Source organism: Dechloromonas sp. CZR5, assembly GCF_008711155.1.
In the GTDB taxonomy this organism is placed as follows: Bacteria; Pseudomonadota; Gammaproteobacteria; order Burkholderiales; family Rhodocyclaceae; genus Azonexus.
Genome location: NZ_VUYQ01000003.1, coordinates 462,904 through 486,489 on the forward strand (window position 1 = coordinate 462,904; position 23,586 = coordinate 486,489).

Sequence of the window (23,586 nt, forward strand, 5' to 3'; positions counted from 1 at the left end):
ACGCCGCTCGCAACCGCAAGTCCTCTATAAGACACAAGAGAAATGAACGCATTGATCCAAACCCTCCAAGCTACCCTGCCCGACCGCCAGGTGATGGCTGACGATCTGCGCCGTCTCGCCTATGGCACCGACGCCAGCTTCTATCGCCTGATACCCCAGGTCATCGCGCTGATCGAAAATGAGGACCAGGCGCGCAAGGTCCTCGCTGCCGCCCGTCAACACAAGACGCCGATCACCTTCCGTGCCGCCGGCACCAGCCTCTCCGGGCAGGCCCTTTCGGATGGCGTACTGGCCCTGATCGGCGAGGGGTTTGCCACCTTCGAGCTGGCCGACGATGCCAGCCAGGTCCGCGTCGGCCCCGGCATGGTCGGCGGCGAGGTCAATCGCCGCCTGGCCCCGCTCGGCAAGAAGATTGGCCCCGACCCCGCTTCCATCGGCGCGGCCAAGATCGGCGGCATCGCTGCCAACAACGCCTCCGGCATGTGCTGCGGCACGGCGCAGAACAGCTACAAGACGCTGGCCGGTCTGCGCGTCATGCTCGCCGACGGTACCCTGCTCGATACCGAAGACCCGCTCAGCATTGCCGCCTTCTCCAAATCGCACGCCGTGCTGCTCGGCGAACTGGAGCGCCTGGGCCGCGACACACGGGCCAATATCCCGCTGGCCAACCGCATCCGCCACAAGTTCAAGATCAAGAACACCACCGGCTACAGCCTCAACGCCCTGGTCGACTTCGAAGACCCGATCGACATCCTGTCGCACCTGATGATCGGCTCCGAAGGCACCCTCGGCTTCATGACCCGCATCACCTACCAGACGGTGGTCGAAGACCCGTGCAAGGCCTCGGCGCTGGTTTTCTTCCCGGATATCCGCTCGGCCTGCGAGGCGGTGATCCGCCTCAAGCCGCAGCCGGTCGCCGCCGTCGAACTGCTCGACCGTCCGGCCATCCATTCCGTCGAAAACAAGCCGGGCCTGCCGAGCATCATGCGTGAACTGGGCGAGGAAGCCGCGGCGCTGCTGATCGAAGTACGCTCACCGAACCCGGCCGGGCTGCAGGAAAAGATCGCCACCGTGCTGGCGGCCATGGACGGCATCGCCACCGTCGAACCGGTACAGTTCTCGACCGATCCGGCCACCTGCGAGATGTACTGGAAGGTACGCAAGGGCACCTTCCCGGCCGTCGGCGCCATGCGCCGCACCGGCACCACCGTGCTGATCGAGGACGTCGCCTTCCCCATTGCCTCGCTGGCCGACGCCACCCTCGACCTGCAGGCCCTGATGCGCCACCACGGCTACCACGAAGGCATCATCTTCGGCCATGCGCTGGAGGGCAACCTGCACTTCGTCATCACCCAGGATTTCGGCGACAAGGCCGAGATCGACCGCTACGCCCGCTTCATGGACGACCTGTGCAAGCTGGTGGTCGACAAGTACGACGGCTCGCTGAAGGCCGAGCACGGCACCGGCCGCAACATGGCGCCTTTCGTCGAAATGGAATGGGGCAAGGAGGCCACCGACCTGATGCGCCATATCAAGGCGCTGTTCGATCCGACCGGCTTGCTCAACCCCGGCGTGATCATCAACGACAATCCGCACGCCCACCTGGAAAACCTGAAGCCGATGCCGGCCGCCGAAGACATCGTCGACCGTTGCATCGAATGCGGCTTCTGCGAACCGCTGTGCCCCTCTCACCGCCTGACCCTTTCGCCCCGCCAGCGCATCACCAGCGTGCGCGAACTGTCGCGCCGCGCTGCCGCCGGCGAACATGCCGAAGCCCTGAGCGAAGCCTACGCCTACATGGGCCTCGATACCTGCGCCGGTTGCGGCATGTGCTCGACAGCCTGCCCGGTCGGCATCGACACCGGCGACCTGACTCGCCGCCTGCGTGGCCGCAAGTTGAGCGACCGCGCCCGCAGCCTGCACAAGTGGACCGGCGACTACTTCGGCACCTTTGCCGGCCTGAGCCGTACCGGTCTGAAAATCGGCCACGCAGTTTCCGGCGTCCTCGGCGACAACCTGGTCAACCGGGTAACCGGCGGCGCATGGCGCAAGGAAATGCCGCCGCCCGCCAAGAATCCGACGCCGCGCATGGCCAAAGGCGATCCCGTGGTCTATTTCCCGACGTGCGGCGCCCGCATCTTCGGACCGGCCGACAGTGCCGACCAGCAACTGGGCGACGTCGTCCAGGAGTTGCTGATCCGGGCCGGCTACGCCCCCATCCTGCCGGAGGGATTCGACAAGCTGTGCTGCGGCCAGATGCTGGCCAGCAAGGGCATGCTCGAAGAAGCCGAAGACCTGTCGAACACGCTGGAAGCTGCGCTGATGAAGTCCTCCGACAACGGCCGCATCCCGGTCATCATGGACGCCAGCGCCTGCTCGACCCGCATGCAGAAACATCTGGCCGAGCGACTGAAGGTCTACGACTTCCACGAATTCGCCCACGATGCCCTGCTGCCACGCCTGATGATCACCCAGCAACCCGGTCCGGTCGCCCTGCACGTGAATTGCAGCGTCAAGCGCACCGGTGCCGACGGCAAGCTGCGTGCCCTGCTCAAGGCTTGCGTCAAGGAAGTGGTCGAGCCATCCAGCACCTCCTGCTGCGGCTTTGGCGGCGACCGCGGGTTTGCCGTGCCGGAACTGAACCAGCACGCCCTGCGCCATATCCACGAAGAGTTGCCGGCCAATTGTGCCTGCGGCGTTTCCACCAACCGCACCTGCGAAATCGGACTGACGGCCGAAACCGGCCGGACCTACCGTTCGGTGGCCTACCTGCTCGAAGCGTGCTCGCGCAAGGAGGACGTCATGGCCTGTTGAGGAGGGGGCGGCAAAAGAAACTCCGGCCCTGAGCTGCGAACTCAAGGCCGGAAAAAGAAGTGACAACTCTCGGTCGCCGCCAGGGATCGGCAAATCTTGCTGACGGCAACCTGACCATTTTTGTTATGAGGTGTATTGTATGACTTGGCAAATGAATGTCGACCCGCTCGGCAACATCGGCCTGTCCGCGCTGGTCGCGGCCATTCCTATTCTTTTCCTGTTCTGGGCCCTGGCCATCAAGCACATGAAGGGCCACTTCGCCGCACTCGGCGGTACCGGCCTGGCCATTCTGATCGCCGTTTTCGTCTACGGCATGCCGCTCGAACTGGCCGGTCTGGCCACCCTGTACGGCGGTGCCTTCGGCCTCTTCCCGGTGTGCTGGATCGTCATCACCGCGTTGTTCATTTACAACATGTCGGTCAAGACCGGCCAGTTCGAGGTCATCAAGAACTCGCTGGCCTCGATTTCCGACGACCGCCGCCTGCAGGCCCTGCTGATCGCCTTCTCCTTCGGTGCCTTCATCGAAGGCGCGGCCGGCTTCGGTACCCCGGTCGCCATCACCTCCGCCATGCTCGCCGGTCTCGGCTTCAACCCGCTGTACGCCGCCTCGATCTGTCTGCTGGCCAACACCGCGCCGGTCGCCTGGGGCGCCATCGGCATCCCCATCGTCGTCGGCGGCCAGGTATCGGGCATCCCCGATCTGGCGCTGAGCCAGATGGTCGGCCGCACCCTGCCGATTCTCTCGGTCTTCGTCCCGCTCTACCTGGTCGTCCTGATGGCTGGCTGGAAGAAGGGTCTGGAAGTCTGGCCGGCCTGTCTGGTTTCCGGCGGTTCTTTCGCCATCGCCCAGTATTTCTCCGCCAACTCGCCGCTGACCGCCCCGTTGCTGCCGGACTTGATCGCCTCGATCGCCTCCATCATCTGCACCGTCGCCTTCCTGAAATTCTGGCACCCGAAGGAAAGCTGGCACTTCGACCATGAACCGAAACGCGAAGGCAAGGCCAAGCTGATGTACACCGGCGGCCAGGTCTTCCGTGCCTGGGCGCCGTTCATCATCCTGTCGCTGTTCGTCTGCGCCTGGGGCATCAAGCCGGTCAATCAGGCTCTCGACCAGATCACCAAGACGGTCTTCGACTTCACCTTCCCGATCGCCGGTCTCGACAAGATGGTCATCGACCAGGTTGGCAAGGCCAAGCCGGCCGCCTACAAGTTTAACGTGCTGTCCGCTGCCGGCACCGCGATCCTGTTCGCCTGGTTCTTCTCCATCGTCGTCATGGGCGCTTCGCTGAAGACTGCCGGCGGCGTCGCCCGCGACACCCTGAAGACGCTGAAGTGGCCGATCGTCACCATCGCCACCATCCTCGGCTTCGCCTACATCATGAACTTCTCCGGCATGGCGATCACGCTGGGTTATGCCGTCGCCACCACCGGCGTCGCCTTCCCGTTCTTCGCCGCGATCCTCGGCTGGCTGGGCGTGTTCATGACCGGTTCCGACACCTCGACCAACGCGCTGTTCGGCAAGCTGCAAGCCGTCACCGCCGAAAAGCTGGGCATCGACCCGGTCATCGCCATGTCCGCCAATACCTGCGGCGGCGTGTGCGGCAAGATGATCTCGCCGCAGTCCATCTCGGTCGCCACGGGCGCCACCGGCATGGTTGGTCGTGAATCGGAAATCTTCCGCTTCACCTTCAAGCACTCCATCATCATGGCCTGTATCGTCGGCGTGCTGCACCTGCTGTGGGCCTACGTCTTCCCGGGCATCGTGCCGGCCTACGTCAAGCCGGTCGCCGCGGCGGCGGCTGCCGTCGCCGCCGGTGCCAAGGCCGCGATCAATCCGGATGGCCTGATGTGGCTGGGCATCTTCGTCGGCATCATCACCTGCGTCACGTTGGTGGCCCGTCGCGTCGGCGCCGACCTCGAAGCGCCGGTCGAAGGGCACGACGAGGTACATTTCCACTAAAGCGGGAACATCGGTTCGGGGCTCGCCGGCCCCGAACCGACCTGCTGACCTCAGGATTTCCCTAACTGCGCCGAAGGGTACGACTTGGTACCTTTATCCTGTTAAACATCTTTCCAAGGAGTATCGCCATGTACAAGAACATTATGGTCGCCATTGACGATAGCGAAACCTCGCGTTGCGCACTGGCCGAAGCCAAGCATATCGCCAAGACCAGCCAGGCCAAGCTTTACATTGTCCACGTGGTCGATGAAGTGCTCCTCAACATGCACGGCCATGCGATGATCGACATGGGCGGTGCAGAATCGGCCATCGCCAATCTGCTGCGGGCCGGGCAGTCGCTGCTCGACAGCGCCATGAAGGATATCGGCGACATCAACGCCGAAGCGCTGCTGCTCGAAGCGCAGAAACGCCGCATCTCCGAAACCCTGGCCGACAAAGGCAAGGAACTGAACGTCGACCTGATCGTCATCGGCCGTCACGGCCAACGCGGCCTGGCCACCCTGCTGCTGGGCTCGGTCGCCGAACAACTCGCCAAGATCTCCAACGCCTCCGTACTTCTCGTCAGGAAACACTAATGCCCCAGAACGCGCTCGACACCAATAAGGACGAACCCCTTCGCCAAGACATCCGCCTGCTGGGCCGCATCCTCGGCGATACGGTGCGCGAACAGGAAGGCGAAGCCGTTTTTGACATTGTCGAGCGCGTTCGCCAGACGGCGGTACGCTTCGCCCGCGACAACGATCCGGCCGCCCGGGCCGAACTCGCCGCCCTGCTCGACCCGCTGCCGCGCGAGACAACCCAATCCGTCGTCCGCGCCTTTTCGTACTTCCTGCAACTGGCCAACATCGCCGAGGACGAGCATCACATCCGTCGGCGCCGCGCCCACGACCTGGCCGGTTCGCCGCCGCGCGAAGGCAGCCTGGTCCATGCCCTCGACGCGCTCGCCGGCGCCGATGTGTCGCCGGAGACCATTGCCGATTTCTTTGCCCACGCCGTCGTCGCTCCGGTACTCACCGCCCACCCGACCGAAGTCCAGCGCCAGAGCCTGATCCGCAACCACCGCGACGTCGCCCGCCTGCTCGACCAGCGCGAACGGCTGCAAATGACGCCCGACGAGGAAGCCGACAACGACCTGGCCCTGGCCAACGCCATCCTCACCCTGTGGCAGTCGCGCATGCTGCGGCCGGTCCGCCTCAAGGTCATCGATGAGGTCAAGAACGGCATCACCTACTTCAAGGAAACCTTCTTCACCGAACTGCCGCGCCTCTACATCCAGGCCACCCAGCAGCTGCAGAAGCGCTACCCGGAAAGAAGATGGGCGCTGCCGCCCTTCTTCCGCGTCGGCTCCTGGATCGGCGGCGACCGCGACGGCAATCCCTTCGTCACCGCCGGCATCCTGCGCGAAGCCTTGCGCCTGCAATCGGCCGCCACGCTGAACCACTACCTCGATGAAGTTCACGAACTGGGTGGCGAACTGCCGCTCTCCGACCTGCTGGTCAAGGTGAGCCCGGAACTGCTGGCGCTGGCCGAACACTCGACCGACCACTCCCCGCAGCGTTCGGACGAACCCTACCGCCGCGCCCTGTCCGGCATCTACGCCCGCCTCGCCGCAACGGCGCGCTTCCTCGACGGCATCGAACCGGTCCGCCACGAAATCGGCAGCGCCGAGCCTTACGTCACGCCGGATGCCCTGCGTGCCGACCTCAAGGTGCTCAACATCTCGCTCAAGCTGAACGGCAGCGCCTCGCTGGCCGGCGGCCGGCTGCGCCGCCTGCTGCGCGCCGTGCAGGTCTTCGGCTTCCATTTGGCACCGATCGACCTGCGCCAGAACTCCGACGTGCACGCCCGCTCGGTTGCCGAACTGCTGCTCAAGGCCGGCCGTTGCCCCGACTACGAGGCGCTGTCGGAAAGCGATCGCATCCGGCTGCTGACCGAGGAAATCGCCACCCCGCGCCCGCTGTATTCGCCGTACATCGACTACAGCGAGGAAACCCGTGGCGAACTCGACATCTTCTTCGCCGCCCGGGAACTGCGGGGCAAGTACGGTGCCGCCGCCCTGCCCAACTGCATCATCTCGAAGACCGATGGCGTTTCCGACCTGCTCGAACTCGCGCTGCTGCTCAAGGAATCCGGCCTCCTGTTGCCCGGCCATGGCACGCAAACCAAGCCGCGCCTCGACGTCAACATCATCCCGCTGTTCGAAACCATCGAGGACTTGCAGAAGAGCGCCGCCACCATGGACGGCATCTTCCAGCTGCCGGCCTACCGCGAACTGATCGCCGGGCGCGGCGACGAGCACGAAGTCATGCTCGGATATTCCGATTCCAACAAGGATGGCGGCTTCCTGACCTCGGGCTGGGAACTGTACAAGGCCGAGATCGAACTGACCCGCGTCTTCCAGCAGCACGGCGTCCGCCTGCGCCTGTTCCATGGCCGCGGCGGCTCGGTCGGCCGCGGTGGCGGCCCGACCTATCATGCCATCCTCGCCCAGCCGGCCGGCGCGGTGTCCGGCCAGATCCGCCTGACCGAACAGGGCGAAGTCATCTCGACCAAGTACGGCAACCCGGACACCGGCCGCCGCAACCTGGAAGTCCTGCTTGCCGCCACGCTGGAAGCCAGCCTGACCGATCACGAGAACCAGATCGAGCCGGCCCAGCCCTTCCATGCCGTGATGGACGACCTGTCGGCCCGCGCCTTCAACGCCTATCGCGGGCTGGTCTATGAAACACCAGGCTTCACCACCTATTTCCGCCAATCGACGGTCGTTTCCGAAATCGCCTCGCTGAACATCGGCAGCCGCCCGGCCTCGCGCAAGGCGTCCGACCGCATCGAGGACCTGCGGGCCATTCCCTGGGTCTTCAGCTGGGCGCAGTGCCGCCTGATGCTGCCGGGCTGGTTCGGCTTCGGCTCGGCCGTCGATGGCTACCTGCAAGCCAACCCCGACGGCCTTGCCACCCTGCGCCGGATGCTCAAGTCGTGGCCCTTCTTCCGCACCCTGCTGTCGAACATGGACATGGTGCTGGCCAAGACCGACCTCGCCATCGCCTCGCGCTACGCCGAGCTGGTCAGCGATGCGGCGTTGCGCGAGCGCATCTTCAGCCGTATCAAGGCCGAATGGGAACTCACCCGCAAGCATCTGCTGGCCATCGAGGAACGGGATGAACTGCTGGCCGACAACGCCATGCTGCGCAATTCGCTCAAGCTGCGCGCGCCGTACATGGACCCGCTGAACCACCTGCAGGTCGAACTGCTCAAGCGCTATCGCGCCGGCGAAACCGACGAGCGCGTGGCCCGCGGCATCCACCTGGCCATCAACGGCATCGCCTCCGGATTGCGCAACAGCGGTTAAAATCCATCACCATGCCTACCCCCATCAAACGCACCGTATTTTTCGTCTCGGACGGCACCGGCCTGACGGTCGAAGCCTTGGGCCACAGCCTGATGACCCAGTTCGAGGATGTCGAATTCAAGCAGATTCGCATCCCCTTTCTCGACAACGTGGAAAAGGCGCAGGATGCCGTAGTCCGCATCAATGCCCAGGGCGAGGCCGACGGCATGCGCCCGATCGTGTTCACGACGCTGGTCAATCCCGACCTGTCCGGCATCGTGCACCAGGCCGACGCCTTCTGCCTGTCCTATTTCGATTCCTTTCTGGCGCCGCTCGAAGCCGAGCTGGGGCGCAAGTCCAACCACACCGTCGGCCGCTCGCACGGCTCGGCCGACAGCTCGGACTACAAGAAGCGCATCGAGTCGATCAACTACACGCTGGCCCACGACGACGGGATCACCGACCGCGACCTGGAGGAAGCCGATGTCATCCTGGTCGCCGTGTCGCGCTGCGGCAAGACGCCAACCTCGCTCTACCTGGCCATGCAATTCGGCCTGAAGGCGGCCAATTTCCCGCTCATTCCGGAAGACTTCGACCGCGGCCGCCTGCCGGGCACGCTGGAGAAGCACCGCGCCAAGCTGTTCGGCCTGACCATCCAGCCGGAGCGCCTGGCCCAGATTCGCGAGGAACGCCGCGCCGGCAGCAAGTACGCTTCGCTGGCCAATTGCCGCTTCGAAGTCGCCGAAGCCGAGAAGATGATGCGCCGCGAAGGCATCCGCTGGCTCGACTCCTCCAGCAAGTCGATCGAGGAAATTTCGACGACCATCCTGCAGGAACTGAAACTGAGATAAGCGAGCCGTTGCTGGCCGCATCAGACAAAAAAGGCGCATTGACTGCGCCTTTTTTATGCCGAAACCGGGGCGGAGCGATCAAAACAGCGTCGTCGCGCGCACCCAGGCATCGGGCAGCATGGCCACCACCCTGGCCTCCAGCCACTTGTCGGCACCGCTCAGGATCGCCAGGCCGGTGGCCAGGATCAAGCCCCCGAAAGCCTTCTTGACGCCGTCGATTCGGCTCAGCACCCAGGCCCTCGCCGCATTGAATCCCCGCTGCGAGGCGTAGGCGACGGCAACCAGCGGTATGGCCGCACCAATCCCGAACAACCCGAGGACGATCCCGCCGCGCGTTGCCCCGCCTTCGCTGGCCACCAGCGTCAGCGCCGAGGCAAGAAGCGGCCCTGAACACGGGCTCCAGACCAGTCCGAGAAGCGCCCCAAGCAGCAGCGCACCACCCAGCGACCCGCCGTCCAGTGTGGCCGAAGCGCTGTTGGCACGGGAAGCGATGGGTGCCAGCCACTGCGTAAAGCGTTCATTGAGCGCGGGAACGAGCATCGCCAGACCGAAGACGATCAACATCCAGGCGCCGAACAGGCGCACACTCTCCGAGTCGATATCGAGCGCCGGCCCCAGGGCGCCCAGAAAGATGCCGATCAGGGCGAACGAGGTGGCCATGCCAAGGCCCATGGCGACGGGCGCCAGACGGTTGTTCTGCACCGCCCCGCCGACCACCAGGGGCAACAACGGAAAGACACAGGGCGACAGCGTGGTCAGGCTGCCTGCCAGCACACTGAGTCCCAGATGGCCGACGGAAATATCCATGACCGCTTACCGTGCGCTGCCAAGCGCGTTCGCCAGCGCCTTGGGATCGGTCTCGCCGGCCAGTCGTGCCGTTTCGGCCTTGCCCTTGAAAACTATCAAGGTGGACTGGCTGCGCACGCCCATGCTCTTTCTCAACTCGCGTTCGTTGTCATAATTGACGACGAGCAGCGTACCGGGCACCGCCGGATCGCCCTTCCAGCCGTTGAAGACCTTTTCCTGGGCTCGGCAGGTGGGACACCAGTCGGCATGAAAATGCAGGGCCACCGGTTTGCCGGCTCCCTGAAGATCGGCCAGCTCAGGGGCCGAATAGGGTTTTATTTCCAGCGCCGCAGCCAGATTGACCGATGCCAGCAACGAGATGGCGAGTAGGGATTTGCACAGGGTCATGAGGTTTCTCCGTGAGGTAAAAGACACAGCGTCGACAATCAGTCGTTCGACGCATGAATTTCTTACACTCACAACCGGCCACCGCCCCGCCGTTGTGCCGAAGCAAGGCTGGCTCAGGCCGGGCTGCTTGCGGATTCCTCATCCATCGCACGCGACAGCGCCCGGGAAAGCGCCGACGAACTGGCATACCCGGATTCCCTGGCGGCCCTCTTCAAACCGTACCCGGACTCCACGGCGGATCGCGCGATGGCCAGACGCAGTATCCCGAGATACTTGCCTGGCGTCAGGTTCATGGCATCGCGAAACGTATTGGCAAACGCCGTGCGGGACATGCCGGCCTCGGCGGCCATCCGTTCCAGCGTCCAGGCCTCCTGTGGCGCGCTATGCAGCGCCACCAGCGACCGTGCAATACGCGGGTCGGCCAGTCCGTTGAACAGGCCGCTGTCGGTGGCCGGATGGGCGACAAGGTGGCGCAGCAGTCCGATGAACAGAATATCCCCGGCCCGGTTCAGCAGCGCGGGCTGACCGCAGCGCGGCGCCGCCAGCTCGGACGAAATCAGCGCAACAGCCTGGCTCAGTGCCGTATCCGTCTGCGCCAGCGACAGGACGACCGGTTCGGCAAATTCGTTGAACAGCAATACGCCTGCCGGTCCTTCGATAACAACCTTGGCGCGTACCAGATGCCCGGAATCCTCTCCTTCGCCAGCTGACACCTGGTGCCGGATATCCGAACGACAAATGACGAGCGATGGGGCAGGAATGCTGCGAACGGCATTCGGCAGGGTCAGGACCAACTCCCCCCGGGTCAGCAGGTATAGTTGCAGAAAGCGCGTTGCCGATCGATCGGCTGCCCCGCCTGGATCGGCAGGACATTCTTCTGCCCGGATCAGTTCGACCCGGGGAGCCAGGGCTTCAAGCAGGGCCGACAAGCGGTCGAGGCGGGAGGAAACGGACATTTGTACGATCTGCAAATTATTTTGAACATATTACATCAAATCGTACGTCACACTACGCCTGACGATCAAGACCCCGGGTTGTCCGCCAACCCGGGGCCTGTCGACAAGACCTTCACTCACCGCGACCACTCACAAAGGAAACATCATGAACGCACAAGCCCTCATGCCCCGCAAGCCAGTTCCCGCCTTGAACGTCCCGCTCACAACGGGCGGACGTTTCGTCCTCGGCGCCCATCCCGGCGAGCGCTTTGATCTGATCGTGTTTTATCGCGGCCTGCATTGCCCGATTTGCGCGAAATATCTGATGGAGCTGGAACGGCTTGCCCCGGAATTCAACAAACGCGGGGTACAGGTCATTGCAGTCAGCAGCGACGATCAGGAACGCGGCCTGGCAATGGCTGACAAGGTCCATGCCACCGCCCTGCAATTCGGATATGGATTGACGATGGCGAGCGCCCGCCAGTGGGGCCTCTATATCAGCGAATCGCGGGGAAAGACCTCGATTGGACTCGAGGAGCCTGCATTGTTCAGCGAACCCGGCGTATTCCTTGTCCGCCCGGATGGAACGCTGTATTACGGTGCCGTGCAGACCATGCCCTTCGCGCGCCCCCAGTTCGCCGACCTTCTGGGTGCCGTCGATTTCGTCATCGCCAACGATTATCCGGCGCGCGGCGAGTACCCGAACAGCTTGTGATTCCGATCGGCAGTGCCGGGAAGGCAGGATTTCCCGGCACTGCCGGAAGAATCGTCAACAAGCCCGGAAACACTGGCACCACACCTGTTCAGGCAAGCCGTCGGCGTACCGCTTCAAACAGACAGATCGCCGCAGCGGCAGCGACATTGAGCGACTCGACATCCCCCGGCATCGGTATGCGAATGCGCAAGCCTGCTGATTCAATCAACGGCAGGCTGACGCCCTGCCCCTCGGCGCCGAATACCCAGGCGACAGGCCCCGACCAGGCGGCCTCGTAGAGCGACGTCGCGCCGTCAAGGCAAGTGACGGCCGTCGTTCCGGCATAGTCGGACATCACCGCCTGGAGATCGGCTTCCTCATGGATGCTCAGGGCAAAGTGGGCGCCCTGCCCTGCACGCAGCACCTTGGGCGACCAGGCCGAAGCGCACCCCGGTGAGAGCACGGCCTGCCGGATACCGGCGGCAGCAGCGGTACGCAGCAGCGTGCCGAGATTGCCCGGATCCTGCACGCCATCGAGCAGAATCGCATCGCGATCCGGGCGGAAACCCTCGCGGGCAGCGGGGATCGGAGCCATGGCCAACAGACCGCTCGGCGTATCCACCAAACCCAGATCGCGCATCAGGGCATCCGCCAGAACGACGACTTCCCGGCCGGCGGCATAGTCGGCCACTTCGCCGCTTGTCGCCGACTCGGCGACAATCAAGGGTTCCAGACGACCGAAGGCAGCCTCGTAGGCCTGAACGAGATGTACGCCATCGAGCAGCGTCAGGCCTGACTTGCGGCGCTCGCGCCCGGATTCCGCCAGCTTCCTGAGCTGCTTGAACAGAGCGTTGTCGCGCGACTGGATGTGTTTCACAGCAGGGAAAGCTGCCTTGCCACCGGCCCGAAGCTCGTGCGATGCACCGGCGACGCACCATGCGCCTCCAGTGCGGCAAAGTGCGCGGCGGTGGGATAGCCCATGTGGCGGTCGAAACCGTACTGCGGATACGCCGCATGCAAGGCCAGCATGCCGGCATCGCGAACGGTCTTGGCCAGGATAGATGCAGCGGCGATCGACGCGATCTTGCCGTCACCCTTGACCACGGCCTCGGCTGGAATGTCGAGCCGGGGGCAACGATTGCCGTCGACCAGCGCACGCTCCGCCCTCGGCACCAGACCGGCAACCGCACGCTGCATGGCCAGCATCGTGGCATGCAGGATGTTGAGGCGGTCAATCTCCTCGACCGTGGCCTCGGCAACGCACCAGGCCAGCGCGTTTTCGCGGATCAACACGGCCAGCGCGTCGCGCTTCTTTTCGCTCAGTTTCTTCGAGTCGTTCAAGCCTGCAATGGGGCGCGCCGGGTCGAGAATGACTGCGGCCGCCACCACCGGGCCGGCCAAGGGTCCGCGCCCCGCTTCATCAATGCCGCAGACGAGCCCCTCGGGAACGATCAGTTCAGGCATTCGATAACCGCCCGCGCCGCCTTGTCGGCCGTATTCTGGCGCAGTTGCAGATGGATATCGGTAAACGCCTCTTCAACGGCTTCCGCGTTTTCCTTGTCGCCATACAACTTGACCAGCGCTTCCGCAAGATTCTCCGGAGTTGCCTCGTCCTGAATGATTTCCGGCACGACAAAGCGCCCGGCCAGCACGTTGGGCAGGCCGACATACGGCAGGTAGGCCATCCGCTTCATCAGCCAGTAGGAGAACTTGGCGATCTTGTAGGTGATCACCATCGGACGCTTGATCAACGCCGCCTCGAGCGTTGCCGTGCCGCTGGCAACAAGCGATACGTCGGCCGCACCCAGCGCATCCTGGGCATGGCCGAACAGCAGGCGGAACGGTACATCGCCAGCCTGCTGCCGATAGATGGCAGCCTCGAACTGAAGCCGCGTTTCGCGGGTGGCCAGCGGGACGACAAAGATCGCCTGCGGCAGGAAGCGCTCGCGAATGATCCTGGCGGTCTGAACAAACGTGTCGGCCATCATCTCCAACTCGCCGCGGCGGCTGCCCGGCAGCATGCCGAAGACCGGATAATCCCTCGGCAACGAGAGCTTTTCGCGTATGGCGACCTTGCTGGTTTCCAGTGGAATGATGTCGGCCAGCGGATGCCCGACGTAGGTCACCGGGATCCGCTCCTTTTCGTAAAGCGGCGGCTCCATCGGGAACAGCGCCAGCACGCGATTGACGGCACGGGCAATCTTCTTGATGCGCCCGCCTCGCCACGCCCAGATCGACGGACTGACGTAGTGAATGGTACGCACACCGGCCGCCTTGAGATCGGTCTCCAGCCCCAGATTGAAATCCGGCGCATCGACGCCGATGAAGACATCCGGCCGCAATTCGAGCAGACGCTTCTTCAGCTGGCGGCGAATACCGGCAATTTCCCGGTAGTGCTTCAGCGCATCCCAATAACCCATGACCGACAGCTTGTCCATCAGCCACCAGGCATCGAACCCTTGCGCCTGCATTTTCGGCCCACCGATACCGTAGAAGACGGCATCCGGCAGATGCTTTTTCAACGCCGCGATCAGATGGCTGGCGAGGAGATCCCCGGAGGCCTCCCCGGCCACCACGGCAATTCTTACTGCTTTACCCATGTCAGCGAATGATGCCGCGCTTCGAGACCTCGAGGAAATCGACGAAACGCTGAACATCCGGCTGGGTCTTGGCGTCTTCGACCAGCTTGGCCTTGGCTTCCTCAAGCAGCAGCCCCGACTTGTAGAGCGTCCGGTAGGCGCGCTTGAGCGAGGTGATCGCATCGGCATTGAAACCGCGTCGCTTCAGCCCCTCGACGTTGATGCCGTAGGGTTGGGCCGTGTTGCCGGCCGCCATCAGGTACGGCGGAACGTCCTGAAGGATGACCGTGCTGACCGCCGTCATGACGTGCGCGCCAATGCGGCAGAACTGGTGAACGCCGGTAAAACCGCCGAGAATCGCCCAGTCATCGACCACCACATGTCCCGCCAGCGAGGCGTTGTTGGCAAAGGTGACCTTGTGGCCGACCTGGCAATCATGGGCAATATGCACATACGCCATGATCCAGTTGTCGTCGCCAATCGACGTCACCCCCCGATCCTGAACAGTACCCAGATTGAAGGTACAGAACTCGCGAACAGTGTTGCGGTCGCCAATTTCCAGGCGGGTCGGCTCGCCGGCGTATTTCTTGTCCTGCGGCACTTCACCAAGCGAACAGAACTGGAAGATGCGATTGTCGCGACCGATCCGCGTATGGCCGCGAATTACGCAATGCGGACCGATGACCGTGTTGTCGCCGATCTCGACGTGAGGGCCGACAATCGAATAGGGGCCGATCTCGACATTGGCGCCAATCCTGGCGCCCGGATCGACAATGGCAGTCGGGTGGATCATGTTACAGATCCCGCTTGGCACACATCAGGCGGGCCTCGGCCGCCAATTGGCCATCGACCCTGGCCTCGCCCTTGAACTTCCAGATGCCGCGCATCTGGCGCTCGATCTCGACATGCAGATGCAGCTGATCGCCCGGCATGACCGGGCGCTTGAAGCGGGCCTCATCGATACCGGCAAAGTAAAAAACGTCGCTTTCGGTCGGCTTCTTGCCTTCAGTCTTGAACGACAGGATGCCAGCAGCCTGGGCCAGCGCTTCCATGATCAGCACGCCCGGCATGACCGGATGGTGCGGGAAATGGCCGACAAAAAAGGGCTCGTTGATAGTCACGTTCTTGTAAGCATGAATCGATTTGCCAGGCACGACTTCGACCACACGGTCGATCAGTAGAAACGGGTAGCGATGCGGCAAATGATCAAGAATTTCATGAATATCCATTTAATCAACCCTCTATGTCTTTTTGTTTAAGTTGTTTCTCAAGATCGGAAATGCGATCTGCGAGCTTTGACAGGCGGCGAAGATGCGATGCGTTGCGCAACCATTCCTCGTGCGTATCGATCGGGAACACGCTGGTATATACACCGGGCTTGGCAATGCTCTTCATCAGCGTCGATCCGCCGGAAATCGTCGTTCCCGAGACGATGTTCAGATGCCCGGAAATCATCCCGGCACCGCCGACGATGCAATGCTCCCCGAAGACCGTACTGCCGGCAACCCCAACGCAGCCAGCCAACACCGAATTCCGTCCAATGACGCAGTTGTGTCCGATGTGAACCAGATTATCAAGCTTGCAGCCATCCTCGATAACGGTATCGTCGATCGCTCCCCGGTCGATGGTGGTATTGGCGCCGATTTCGACATCGTTACCGACCCGCACGCGACCGATCTGGGGAATTTTTACCCAATCCTGTCCATCGGGAGCAAATCCAAAGCCATCGGAGCCAATCACCGCACCGGAATGAACGATGCAGCGAGCGCCGACCTGACAGTCTTCATAGACAGTCACCCGTGGATGGAACACCGTTCCATCGCCAATGCTCACCCCGTCACCCACGACACATCCTGCACCGAGCACGACGCTTTCACCCAGGGTTACGCCCTTGCCGATCACGACATTCGGACCCAGCGATGCACTCTGCGGAATGGGCGATTCGGCAATCACCGAAGGATGGATGCCGGAGAAACCTGCCCGATAGGGATTCAGCAGGGTCGCCACCCGCGCATAATAGGCATAGGGGTTGGCGGTAACGATGCGTGCGCCGCCAAAATCGTCGACCGCATCGGCGCGCAGGATGACTGCCGATGCCTTGCAACTCGCCAACTGCCCCCTGAACTTAGGATTGGACAGGAAAGTGATATCGCCAGCCTCGGCGTTGCCTACCGAAGCGACCTGATCGATGCGTGTTTGCGCATCCCCAAGCACATCGCCGCCCAAACGGGCGGCGATATCGGCGAGCGTGAACGATATGCCGTTCACACCCATTACTTCGCTTCCGACAGTGCCTTGATAACGCGCTCGGTAATATCCAGGCGCGGACTGACCCACACCACATCCTGCAGAATCAGATCATACTTGTCTGCTTCGGCAATCTGCTTGATGGCCTTGTTGGCCTTTTCGATGACTGCAGCGTTTTCTTCGTTCTGGCGCAGGTTCAGGTCTTCGCGGAACTCACGCTGGCGACGCTGGAATTCACGAGAAAGCTCGCCGAATTCCTTTTCCTTGGAACGACGCTCGCTCTCCGCCATGGTCACGGAATTTTTTTCCAGGTTTTCCTGCAGCCCCTGCAATTGCTTCGCCATGCGCTGCAAATCCTGATCACGCTTGGCGAACTCACCTTCCAGCTTTTTGGCAGCCTTCTGCGCAGCCGGCGCGTCGCGGAAGATACGCTGCGTGTTCACATAACCCACTTTCAGTTCGGCGGCGTAAGCACCCGTCACGAACAATGCAGACATCAGCGATGCCAGGACAACGGATTTGACTTTCAACTTGATACTCCTGAATTAAAACGTAGTGCCCATCTGGAACTGGAAGACTTCGGTCTTGTCGGTATCCTTCTTGTTCAACGGCTTGCCGATACTGAACTTAAGCGGACCAATCGGCGAAATCCAGGCAGCAGACAAGCCCGTCGAATAGCGCAGATCGGCAAAGTCGACTTTCTCATCACTGCCATATACTTGACCACCGTCAACAAACCATCCCATTCTGAACGACTTGTCCATGCCGGGCAAACTCCACAGCAACTCGGCATTGCCGATAACGCGACGATTACCCCCCAAGCGGTATTGGGTCGTCGTCGAAGGATCGGTATAGATCGGGCCAAGGGATGAGGCCTTGTAGCCGCGAACCGAGGTCACACCGCCTGCGTAGTAGTTCTTGAAGAAAGGCAGGCCGGATGCGCCGTAACCATTTGCCATGCCATATTCACCATTGAGCATCAGGGTGAACTTCGAATTGAGCGGCACAAAATGCTGGAGCTGGTAACTGGCGCGGTAATACGTCAGATCGCCACCCGGCAGGGCAACCTCCAGCGAAGCACGCTGGAAAGTACCCTTGGTCGGGAAGAAGAAGCTGTCCTTGCCGTCGCTGGCCCAACTCAGTGTCAGAGGGACCGACAGATTGGTTTCCCCGAATTTGGTGACGTAATCCTTGTAATACTGCGGCGTTTGCGTATACGTCTTGATGCTGGTCGAGTCGAGACCCAAGCCGACGCCGATCGACTCCTTTTCACCGATCGGAAAACCGAAACGGATCGCCCCGCCCGTCGACGATGACGAATAATATGCCAAGGTCGTCGAGGTGGTATTGAATGTGCGATGGTAGACGTCGAAGCCTTGGCTGACCCCATCCTGCGTGAAGTAGGGGTTGGTATACGAGAATACGTAGGTCCGGTAAGTCTTGGCCGAATTGACCTGGATCGCAACGTTGTTCCCGCTGCCCATGAAGTTGTTTTGTGCGATCGAACCGGAGAGGATGACCTTGTCGGTACTGGATGTACCCAAGCCAAGCATCAGGTTCCCCGTCGGCTTTTCAGTGACATTAAGATTGACATCGAGCTGGTCTGAGGTGCCACTGACGGCCGGTGTCTCCACGGCCACTTCGGAGAAAAAGCCCAGTTTATCCACGCGTTGCTTGGATGCCGTCACCTTGTCTGCATCATACCATCCGCCTTCCATCTGGCGAATTTCGCGGCGAATCACCTCGTCGCGCGTCTTGGTGTTGCCGGTCACATTGACGCGACGCACATAGACCCGCTTGCCCGGATCGACAAAAATCGTGAAGGCGACCTTGTTCTTTTCCTTGTCGATCTCCGGTGCTGCGTTGACGTTGGCAAACGCATAACCTTCCTTGCCAAGCCGGTCGCTGATGGCCTTGGTGGATTCGTTCAGTTTTTCACGCGAAAACACGTCACCCGTCTTGATCTTGAGCAGCTTTTTCAGCTCTTCTTCGGAAAGGGTGAAATCTCCGGCCACCTTGACCGACGAAACCTGATAGCGCTCCCCTTCGGCAATGTTCACCGTGATATAGACATCCTGCTTGTCAGGAGAGATCGAGACCTGAGTCGATTCGACAGCAAACTCCAGATAGCCCTGGTTCATGTAGAAGGATTTGAGCTTCTCGAGATCTGCCGAAAGTTTCTGCCGAGAATACTGATCGTTCTTGGTATACCACGTCAGGAAACCCGGCGTGGTCAATTCGAACTGGCCAAGCAACTCCTTTTCGCGGAAGGACTTGGCTCCGATGATGTTGATCTGCTTGATCTTGGCAGCAGAACCTTCTTCAATATTGAAGTTGATGCCGACGCGATTTCGTTCCAGCGGCGTAACGGTGGTCGTAATATTCGCAGCGTACTTGCCGCGCGTCAGATACTGCCGTTTCAATTCCTGCTCGGCCTTTTCGAGCAATGCCCGGTCGAAAATCCGCCCGTCGGCGATACCGGTTTCCTTCAGTGCCTTGATAATGACATCCTTGTCGAATTCTTTCAGGCCGACAAAGTTGATGGTTGCGATAGCTGGTCGTTCCTGAACAACGACGACCATCACGTCCTTTTCGACTTCAACCCTGACGTCCTTGAAAAACCCGGTAGCAAACAAGGCCTTGATTGACTGTGCAGCCTTTTCGTCATTCAGCGTTTCGCCAACCTTGACCGGCAGATAGCCGAATACGGTGCCCGCTTCGGTGCGCTGGATGCCCTCAACCCGGATGTCCTTGACCGTAAAGGGTTCGAATGCCAGCACCGGCGAGGCAAACACGCTGGCAATCATGACGGACAACAGGGTTTTCTTCATTATTCAGCCGTGGAGCAGGCGAGAGATATCGTTAAAAAAGGCGAAAGCCATCAGAGCGAAGAGAATGGACATGCCAATCTGCTGGCCGATTTCCATTGCGCGCTCGGAGAGCGGCCTGCGCCTGACGACTTCTAGCATATGATACAACAAATGCCCACCGTCCAGCACCGGGATGGGCAGCAGATTCAGGACGCCCAGACTGATGCTCACCAGCGCCATGAACTTGAGATAATAGTCGAGGCCCAGTCGGGCCGATTGCCCTGCATAGTCGGCAATCGTGACCGGTCCCGAGAGGTTCTTCCACGACACCTCCCCGGTAAGCATCTTGCCCATCATGACCAGACTGAATACCGACTTGTCCCAAGTCTCGATCAGCGCAAGACGGCCCGACTCGAAGAAATCATGACGAACAAAAGTGCGTAGTTCGCGTCTGCTTCCCGAATCCACCTTGACTGCAACACCGATCTTGCCGACCGTTCGCCCCTTTTCGGAGACCGGATCGGGAACCAGTTCAACGACGAGAATCTCATCGCCCCGGCGCACCTCCAGTTGAACGGCCCTGCCCGCCGATTCACGGATGACGGCAACAAAGTCAAGCCACAAGTCGATTTCGCGACCGTCGATGCGCAACACCCGATCTGCGGACTGGAGCCCGGCACGCGCGGCCGGCCCACCGGGAATGACCTCGCCGAACACCGGCGGTGTATCCGGACGATAAAAGCGAATACCCAGTCTTTCCAGCGCATCGCCCTCCCAGCCCTGCTCGGCCACGGCCCCCAAATCGAGGCGACGGAATGAAATCTCCTCCTTGGCGTTGATCACCTCAAGCTCGACGCTCGACTGATCGGCTGCCTTTTGCAGCAACAGCCAGCGCAAATCGTTCCAGGTGGCAACCTGCTGTCCATCAACCCGGCGAACCTGCTCTCCGTTATGGATGGCCGCCATGGCCGCCGGCGACCCGTCGGGGGGCGAGCCCAGAACAGGCAACAATTCGTCGCTGCCGTGCATGAACACGGCCCAGTAGAGCAGGATGGCCAACGCAAAATTGGCGAGCGGCCCGGCCGCCACGATCAGGCTGCGCTTGCCCACACCCTGGCGGTTGAATGCTCGATGCACCTCATCCGCAGGAACGGCCCCCTCTCTTTCGTCGAGCATCTTGACATAGCCGCCCAACGGAAAAATGCTTACCGCCCATTCCGTACGATCCCTGCCGAGACGCCTCTTCCACAGAATACGTCCGAAGCCGACAGAGAAACGGAGCACCTTGACACCGCACCACCGAGCAACAAGATAATGGCCCAACTCGTGGACAACGATCAGCACACCCAGGACAACCGCAAACGCGGCCAAATAGAACGGAACGTCGTTCACGCGAAGCTACGTTCCCGTATCAGACGGGCGGCGAGATGGCGCGCCTCGGCATCGGCACTGATCACATCCGCCAGGCTCCCCTCCGGCCCGGCCGGAAGCGATTGCAGAACCTGATCGTTCAGGCGGGCAATACCGCGGAACGATAGCTTACCTGCCAAAAACTCCGCCACCGCCACTTCGTTGGCAGCGTTCAGAATAGCCGGTGCCGTGCCTCCCGCACGCAATGCGTCGTAAGCCAGTTGCAGGCAACGGAAGCGCTCGAAATCAGGCGCCTGGAAATCCAGACGGGCAATCTTGAACAGATCCAAAGGTTCCACGCCGGCAGCGATTCGCTCAGGCCACGCCATGGCATAGGCAATCGGCGTCCGCATGTCCGGATTGCCCAACTGCGCCAACACCGAGCCATCTTGATACTGAACCGCAGAGTGGATGACGCTTTGCGGATGTACGACGACCTGGATCATCTCGGGCGGCGCATCAAAGAGCCAGCGCGCCTCAATGACCTCCAGCCCCTTGTTCATCATGGTTGCCGAGTCGACCGAAATCTTCCGTCCCATGACCCAATTCGGGTGGGCACAAGCCTGCTCGGGCGTGACGTGTTCCAGATCGGCAAGCGCCACGTTCCTGAACGGTCCTCCCGAAGCAGTCAGCAAGATTTTCTGGACACCGCAGGCCTGCAAGCCGTGAGAAAAATCCGGTGGCAAGGATTGAAAGATGGCGTTGTGCTCACTATCAACCGGCAGCAAGCGGGCACCATGCTCGCGCACCGCGTGCATGAACAGCTCGCCCGCCATCACCAGGACTTCCTTGTTGGCCAGCATGACCCGTTTACCGGCTCTCGCCGCGGCCAGCGTAGGCTCAAGACCCGCAGCGCCGACAATGGCCGCCATGACCGAATCGACCTCCGGCAAAGCAGACAATTCGACCAGCGACTCGACACCATGGCGCACCTCTGTCGGCAAGCCGGCAGCACGGCAACGCTCTGCCAGCTGCGTCGCCAAAGAGACATCGCGCAACACCGCAAAATGCGGGCGGAACTCAAGACATTGCTCGTACAGCTTGTCGACCTGGCTATGCGCGCACAGGGCAAAGGCCCTATAGCGCTCGGGATGCCGGCGTATGACATCCAGGGTACTGACGCCAATCGATCCGGTCGAACCCAGAACTGTGATGTTCTGAACTGTCATGCCGAACGCTGAAGCAGCAGCAAAAAGAGCGCAGCGACCGGCAGCGTGGACGTCAGGCTGTCGATACGGTCGAGCACCCCGCCATGCCCCGGCAGGATGTTGCTACTGTCCTTGATACCTGCCTTGCGCTTGAGCAGCGACTCGAACAGGTCGCCCACGATGCTGACGCCAGTGACGACAAAGAGAAGGGCAATCCAGAGCGGCAGCGACAGTACCTGAATATCGAAAATCTGGCGAACCACCAAGCCATAGACAACAACACCGATACCGGCACCGACGGCACCTTCCCAGGTTTTTCCGGGGCTGATCGTGGGCGCCAGCTTGTGTTTACCGAAGGCTCGACCCGAGAAATAGGCAGCAATATCCGCCATCCAGACCACGGCAAAGATACCGAGCAAGGCCGCAGCACCCAACGCCCGCAATTGGACCATGGCAAGCCACGTTGGAATCAGGACGACAGCGCCGACCAACAGTCCGCTCACGCCGCCGATAGCCCACTTGCTTCTCAGCCAGAATGGCATGAGGACGAGCCAGAAGGCGGCAGAAAGTCCGTAGGCCGTGGCTATCCAGGCCGACCCCAGACGAAACTCCAAAGCGGCCGGATCGAGCAGCGAAAGCCCCGCACAGGTCGCCCCGCACAGCACGCCGAGAACAATCCGGGATGGAGACTTCCAGCCAAGCAACGCCCCCCACTCCCATGCAGCAATGCCGATAAAGACCGCAACCAGCAAGGCCCAGGCCGATTGCGACAACCAGAACAAGCTGGGCAACAGAAACGACACCAGCACAAGCGCCGTAATGACGCGGGTCTTAAGCATGCGGCTTCACCAGTTGCTCACTGGTCCGGCCAAAGCGGCGTTCCCGCTGCTGAAAGGAGGCAATGGCCTTGCCAAATTCTGCGGAATCGAAGTCTGGCCACAGTGTCGAAGTAAAGTACAGTTCGGTATAGGCTAGCTGCCAGAGCAGGAAATTACTGATCCGCTCTTCACCGCCGGTTCTGATGAACAAATCCGGCTCTGGAGCGAAGTTCATCGACAAATAGGGCTCGAGGTCAGACTCCTGCCAGCCATCGCGCTTGTCGGGTTGCGCCGTCACCATCTGATTAACCGCCTGCATGACGTCCCAGCGACCGCCGTAATTGGCCGCAATGGTCAAATCCAGTCGCGCATTGCCTGCTGTCTGCTCCTGAGCCTTGTCGATCAGTTCCTGCAGACGCGGCTCGAAACGTGAAAGATCGCCAATCACACGCAGACGAACGCCATTGCGATCGAGCTTTTCTACCTCCTGCTCAAGCGCCTTGACGAAAAGTTGCATCAACAGCGTCACTTCATCCTGAGGACGCCGCCAATTTTCGGACGAAAAAGCAAACAGGGTCAGGTACTGGATACCGTGTTCGAGACAGGTGCGAACCATCTCGCGGACCAGCTCGACACCCTTGACGTGGCCGGCCACGCGAGGGAGAAAGCGTTTTTTCGCCCAGCGGCCGTTACCGTCCATGATGACAGCGACGTGCCGAGGCATGACAACCTCTTGCGGTACGTCTCGCGTTGAACTCGAAAAAAAGGCCATGCAGCCGGTTATCTAGACAGAAACCG

21 protein-coding genes are annotated in these 23,586 nt (G+C 61.4%); 6 read left to right on the forward strand and 15 right to left on the reverse strand.

Features of this window, described 5'->3' with window-relative positions; genetic code table 11:
• Nucleotides 1-42 precede the first annotated feature (42 nt).
• The 5 genes from F1002_RS11105 to F1002_RS11125 all read left to right on the forward strand — a co-directional run bounded on the left by F1002_RS11105 (nucleotide 43) and on the right by F1002_RS11125 (nucleotide 8,953).
• Nucleotides 43-2,814, forward strand: coding sequence for an FAD-binding and (Fe-S)-binding domain-containing protein (locus tag F1002_RS11105; protein ID WP_150429086.1), 2,772 nt, complete (start codon nucleotides 43-45; stop codon nucleotides 2,812-2,814).
• Between the two features lie 139 nt (nucleotides 2,815-2,953).
• A complete protein-coding gene (locus F1002_RS11110) occupies nucleotides 2,954-4,774 on the forward strand; it encodes an L-lactate permease (RefSeq protein WP_150429087.1) in 1,821 nt (606 codons plus the stop codon).
• A 128-nt stretch (nucleotides 4,775-4,902) separates the two neighbouring features.
• The gene (locus tag F1002_RS11115) at nucleotides 4,903-5,349 is read left to right on the forward strand and encodes a universal stress protein (RefSeq protein ID WP_150429088.1); all 447 of its coding nucleotides are present in this window, start codon (nucleotides 4,903-4,905) and stop codon (nucleotides 5,347-5,349) included.
• Complete coding sequence (gene ppc / locus F1002_RS11120; RefSeq protein ID WP_150429089.1) at nucleotides 5,349-8,123, forward strand: phosphoenolpyruvate carboxylase; 2,775 nt, start codon at nucleotides 5,349-5,351, stop codon at nucleotides 8,121-8,123. The genes F1002_RS11115 and ppc overlap by 1 nt, the downstream gene beginning before the upstream one ends.
• Nucleotides 8,124-8,134: 11 nt before the next feature.
• The gene (locus F1002_RS11125; RefSeq protein WP_150429090.1) at nucleotides 8,135-8,953 is read left to right on the forward strand and encodes a pyruvate, water dikinase regulatory protein; all 819 of its coding nucleotides are present in this window, start codon (nucleotides 8,135-8,137) and stop codon (nucleotides 8,951-8,953) included.
• Nucleotides 8,954-9,031: 78 nt separating this feature from the next.
• Here the strand turns inward: F1002_RS11125 and F1002_RS11130 are convergent, their stop codons facing one another.
• From F1002_RS11130 to F1002_RS11140, 3 genes are all read right to left on the reverse strand, one after another.
• Entirely contained in the window at nucleotides 9,032-9,760 is a 729-nt protein-coding gene (locus tag F1002_RS11130) for a cytochrome c biogenesis CcdA family protein (protein WP_150429091.1), read from the reverse strand.
• Between the two features lie 6 nt (nucleotides 9,761-9,766).
• The gene (locus F1002_RS11135) at nucleotides 9,767-10,147 is read right to left on the reverse strand and encodes a thioredoxin family protein (RefSeq protein WP_150429092.1); all 381 of its coding nucleotides are present in this window, start codon (nucleotides 10,145-10,147) and stop codon (nucleotides 9,767-9,769) included.
• Nucleotides 10,148-10,260: 113 nt separating this feature from the next.
• Nucleotides 10,261-11,103, reverse strand: a complete 843-nt coding sequence (locus tag F1002_RS11140; RefSeq protein ID WP_150429093.1) for an AraC family transcriptional regulator — start codon at nucleotides 11,101-11,103, stop codon at nucleotides 10,261-10,263.
• A gap of 145 nt (nucleotides 11,104-11,248) precedes the next feature.
• Between F1002_RS11140 and F1002_RS11145 the strand changes: the two genes are divergently transcribed.
• Nucleotides 11,249-11,797, forward strand: a complete 549-nt coding sequence (locus F1002_RS11145) for a peroxiredoxin-like family protein (protein ID WP_150429094.1) — start codon at nucleotides 11,249-11,251, stop codon at nucleotides 11,795-11,797.
• An 88-nt stretch (nucleotides 11,798-11,885) separates the two neighbouring features.
• Here F1002_RS11145 and F1002_RS11150 read toward each other — a convergent pair whose 3' ends face one another.
• The 12 genes from F1002_RS11150 to uppS are packed head-to-tail and all read right to left on the reverse strand — an operon-like array spanning nucleotide 11,886 to nucleotide 23,560.
• Nucleotides 11,886-12,653 (reverse strand): RNA methyltransferase, encoded by a 768-nt coding sequence (locus tag F1002_RS11150; protein WP_150429095.1) that lies wholly within the window; start codon nucleotides 12,651-12,653, stop codon nucleotides 11,886-11,888.
• Nucleotides 12,650-13,240 (reverse strand): ribonuclease HII, encoded by a 591-nt coding sequence (rnhB, locus tag F1002_RS11155; RefSeq protein ID WP_150429096.1) that lies wholly within the window; start codon nucleotides 13,238-13,240, stop codon nucleotides 12,650-12,652. Before rnhB ends, F1002_RS11150 begins: the two co-directional genes overlap by 4 nt.
• Nucleotides 13,228-14,376: a lipid-A-disaccharide synthase gene (gene lpxB / locus F1002_RS11160; protein ID WP_150429097.1), complete on the reverse strand. Its 1,149-nt coding sequence runs from the start codon at nucleotides 14,374-14,376 to the stop codon at nucleotides 13,228-13,230. The genes rnhB and lpxB overlap by 13 nt, the downstream gene beginning before the upstream one ends.
• Nucleotide 14,377: 1 nt before the next feature.
• Nucleotides 14,378-15,148: an acyl-ACP--UDP-N-acetylglucosamine O-acyltransferase gene (gene lpxA / locus F1002_RS11165; RefSeq protein ID WP_150429098.1), complete on the reverse strand. Its 771-nt coding sequence runs from the start codon at nucleotides 15,146-15,148 to the stop codon at nucleotides 14,378-14,380.
• Nucleotide 15,149: 1 nt separating this feature from the next.
• The gene (gene fabZ, locus F1002_RS11170; RefSeq protein WP_150429099.1) at nucleotides 15,150-15,584 is read right to left on the reverse strand and encodes a 3-hydroxyacyl-ACP dehydratase FabZ; all 435 of its coding nucleotides are present in this window, start codon (nucleotides 15,582-15,584) and stop codon (nucleotides 15,150-15,152) included.
• Nucleotides 15,585-15,588: 4 nt separating this feature from the next.
• Complete coding sequence (gene lpxD / locus F1002_RS11175) at nucleotides 15,589-16,629, reverse strand: UDP-3-O-(3-hydroxymyristoyl)glucosamine N-acyltransferase (RefSeq protein WP_150429282.1); 1,041 nt, start codon at nucleotides 16,627-16,629, stop codon at nucleotides 15,589-15,591.
• On the reverse strand, nucleotides 16,629-17,138 hold the full coding sequence (locus F1002_RS11180) for an OmpH family outer membrane protein (protein ID WP_223879574.1): 510 nt from the start codon (nucleotides 17,136-17,138) through the stop codon (nucleotides 16,629-16,631). Before F1002_RS11180 ends, lpxD begins: the two co-directional genes overlap by 1 nt.
• Nucleotides 17,139-17,147: 9 nt before the next feature.
• Nucleotides 17,148-19,433, reverse strand: a complete 2,286-nt coding sequence (bamA, locus tag F1002_RS11185; protein ID WP_150429100.1) for an outer membrane protein assembly factor BamA — start codon at nucleotides 19,431-19,433, stop codon at nucleotides 17,148-17,150.
• 3 nt (nucleotides 19,434-19,436) lie between these two features.
• Nucleotides 19,437-20,804 carry an RIP metalloprotease RseP gene (gene rseP, locus F1002_RS11190; protein WP_150429101.1) on the reverse strand — a complete coding sequence of 456 codons (1,368 nt, stop codon included), beginning with the start codon at nucleotides 20,802-20,804 and terminating at the stop codon, nucleotides 19,437-19,439.
• Entirely contained in the window at nucleotides 20,801-21,991 is a 1,191-nt protein-coding gene (gene ispC, locus F1002_RS11195; protein WP_150429102.1) for a 1-deoxy-D-xylulose-5-phosphate reductoisomerase, read from the reverse strand. Before ispC ends, rseP begins: the two co-directional genes overlap by 4 nt.
• A complete protein-coding gene (locus F1002_RS11200; protein WP_150429103.1) occupies nucleotides 21,988-22,809 on the reverse strand; it encodes a phosphatidate cytidylyltransferase in 822 nt (273 codons plus the stop codon). Before F1002_RS11200 ends, ispC begins: the two co-directional genes overlap by 4 nt.
• Nucleotides 22,802-23,560, reverse strand: coding sequence for a polyprenyl diphosphate synthase (gene uppS / locus F1002_RS11205; RefSeq protein ID WP_150429104.1), 759 nt, complete (start codon nucleotides 23,558-23,560; stop codon nucleotides 22,802-22,804). The genes F1002_RS11200 and uppS overlap by 8 nt, the downstream gene beginning before the upstream one ends.
• Between the last annotated feature and the right edge of the window lie 26 nt (nucleotides 23,561-23,586).

Excerpts from the sequence above, each read along its gene's own strand:
- uppS (WP_150429104.1), bottom strand. The coding sequence starts at position 23,560 with ATGGCCTTTTTTTCGAGTTCAACGCGAGACGTACCGCAAGAGGTTGTC.
- lpxA (WP_150429098.1), bottom strand. The coding sequence starts at position 15,148 with ATGATCCACCCGACTGCCATTGTCGATCCGGGCGCCAGGATTGGCGCC.
- F1002_RS11140 (WP_150429093.1), bottom strand. The coding sequence starts at position 11,103 with ATGTCCGTTTCCTCCCGCCTCGACCGCTTGTCGGCCCTGCTTGAAGCC.
- F1002_RS11115 (WP_150429088.1), top strand. The coding sequence starts at position 4,903 with ATGTACAAGAACATTATGGTCGCCATTGACGATAGCGAAACCTCGCGT.
- F1002_RS11200 (WP_150429103.1), bottom strand. The coding sequence starts at position 22,809 with ATGCTTAAGACCCGCGTCATTACGGCGCTTGTGCTGGTGTCGTTTCTG.
- ispC (WP_150429102.1), bottom strand. The coding sequence starts at position 21,991 with ATGACAGTTCAGAACATCACAGTTCTGGGTTCGACCGGATCGATTGGC.
- F1002_RS11105 (WP_150429086.1), top strand. The coding sequence starts at position 43 with ATGAACGCATTGATCCAAACCCTCCAAGCTACCCTGCCCGACCGCCAG.
- F1002_RS11125 (WP_150429090.1), top strand. The coding sequence starts at position 8,135 with ATGCCTACCCCCATCAAACGCACCGTATTTTTCGTCTCGGACGGCACC.
- lpxD (WP_150429282.1), bottom strand. The coding sequence starts at position 16,629 with ATGGGTGTGAACGGCATATCGTTCACGCTCGCCGATATCGCCGCCCGT.
- F1002_RS11130 (WP_150429091.1), bottom strand. The coding sequence starts at position 9,760 with ATGGATATTTCCGTCGGCCATCTGGGACTCAGTGTGCTGGCAGGCAGC.
- fabZ (WP_150429099.1), bottom strand. The coding sequence starts at position 15,584 with ATGGATATTCATGAAATTCTTGATCATTTGCCGCATCGCTACCCGTTT.
- F1002_RS11145 (WP_150429094.1), top strand. The coding sequence starts at position 11,249 with ATGAACGCACAAGCCCTCATGCCCCGCAAGCCAGTTCCCGCCTTGAAC.
- lpxB (WP_150429097.1), bottom strand. The coding sequence starts at position 14,376 with ATGGGTAAAGCAGTAAGAATTGCCGTGGTGGCCGGGGAGGCCTCCGGG.
- bamA (WP_150429100.1), bottom strand. The coding sequence starts at position 19,433 with ATGAAGAAAACCCTGTTGTCCGTCATGATTGCCAGCGTGTTTGCCTCG.
- F1002_RS11110 (WP_150429087.1), top strand. The coding sequence starts at position 2,954 with ATGACTTGGCAAATGAATGTCGACCCGCTCGGCAACATCGGCCTGTCC.
- rnhB (WP_150429096.1), bottom strand. The coding sequence starts at position 13,240 with ATGCCTGAACTGATCGTTCCCGAGGGGCTCGTCTGCGGCATTGATGAA.
- ppc (WP_150429089.1), top strand. The coding sequence starts at position 5,349 with ATGCCCCAGAACGCGCTCGACACCAATAAGGACGAACCCCTTCGCCAA.
- F1002_RS11135 (WP_150429092.1), bottom strand. The coding sequence starts at position 10,147 with ATGACCCTGTGCAAATCCCTACTCGCCATCTCGTTGCTGGCATCGGTC.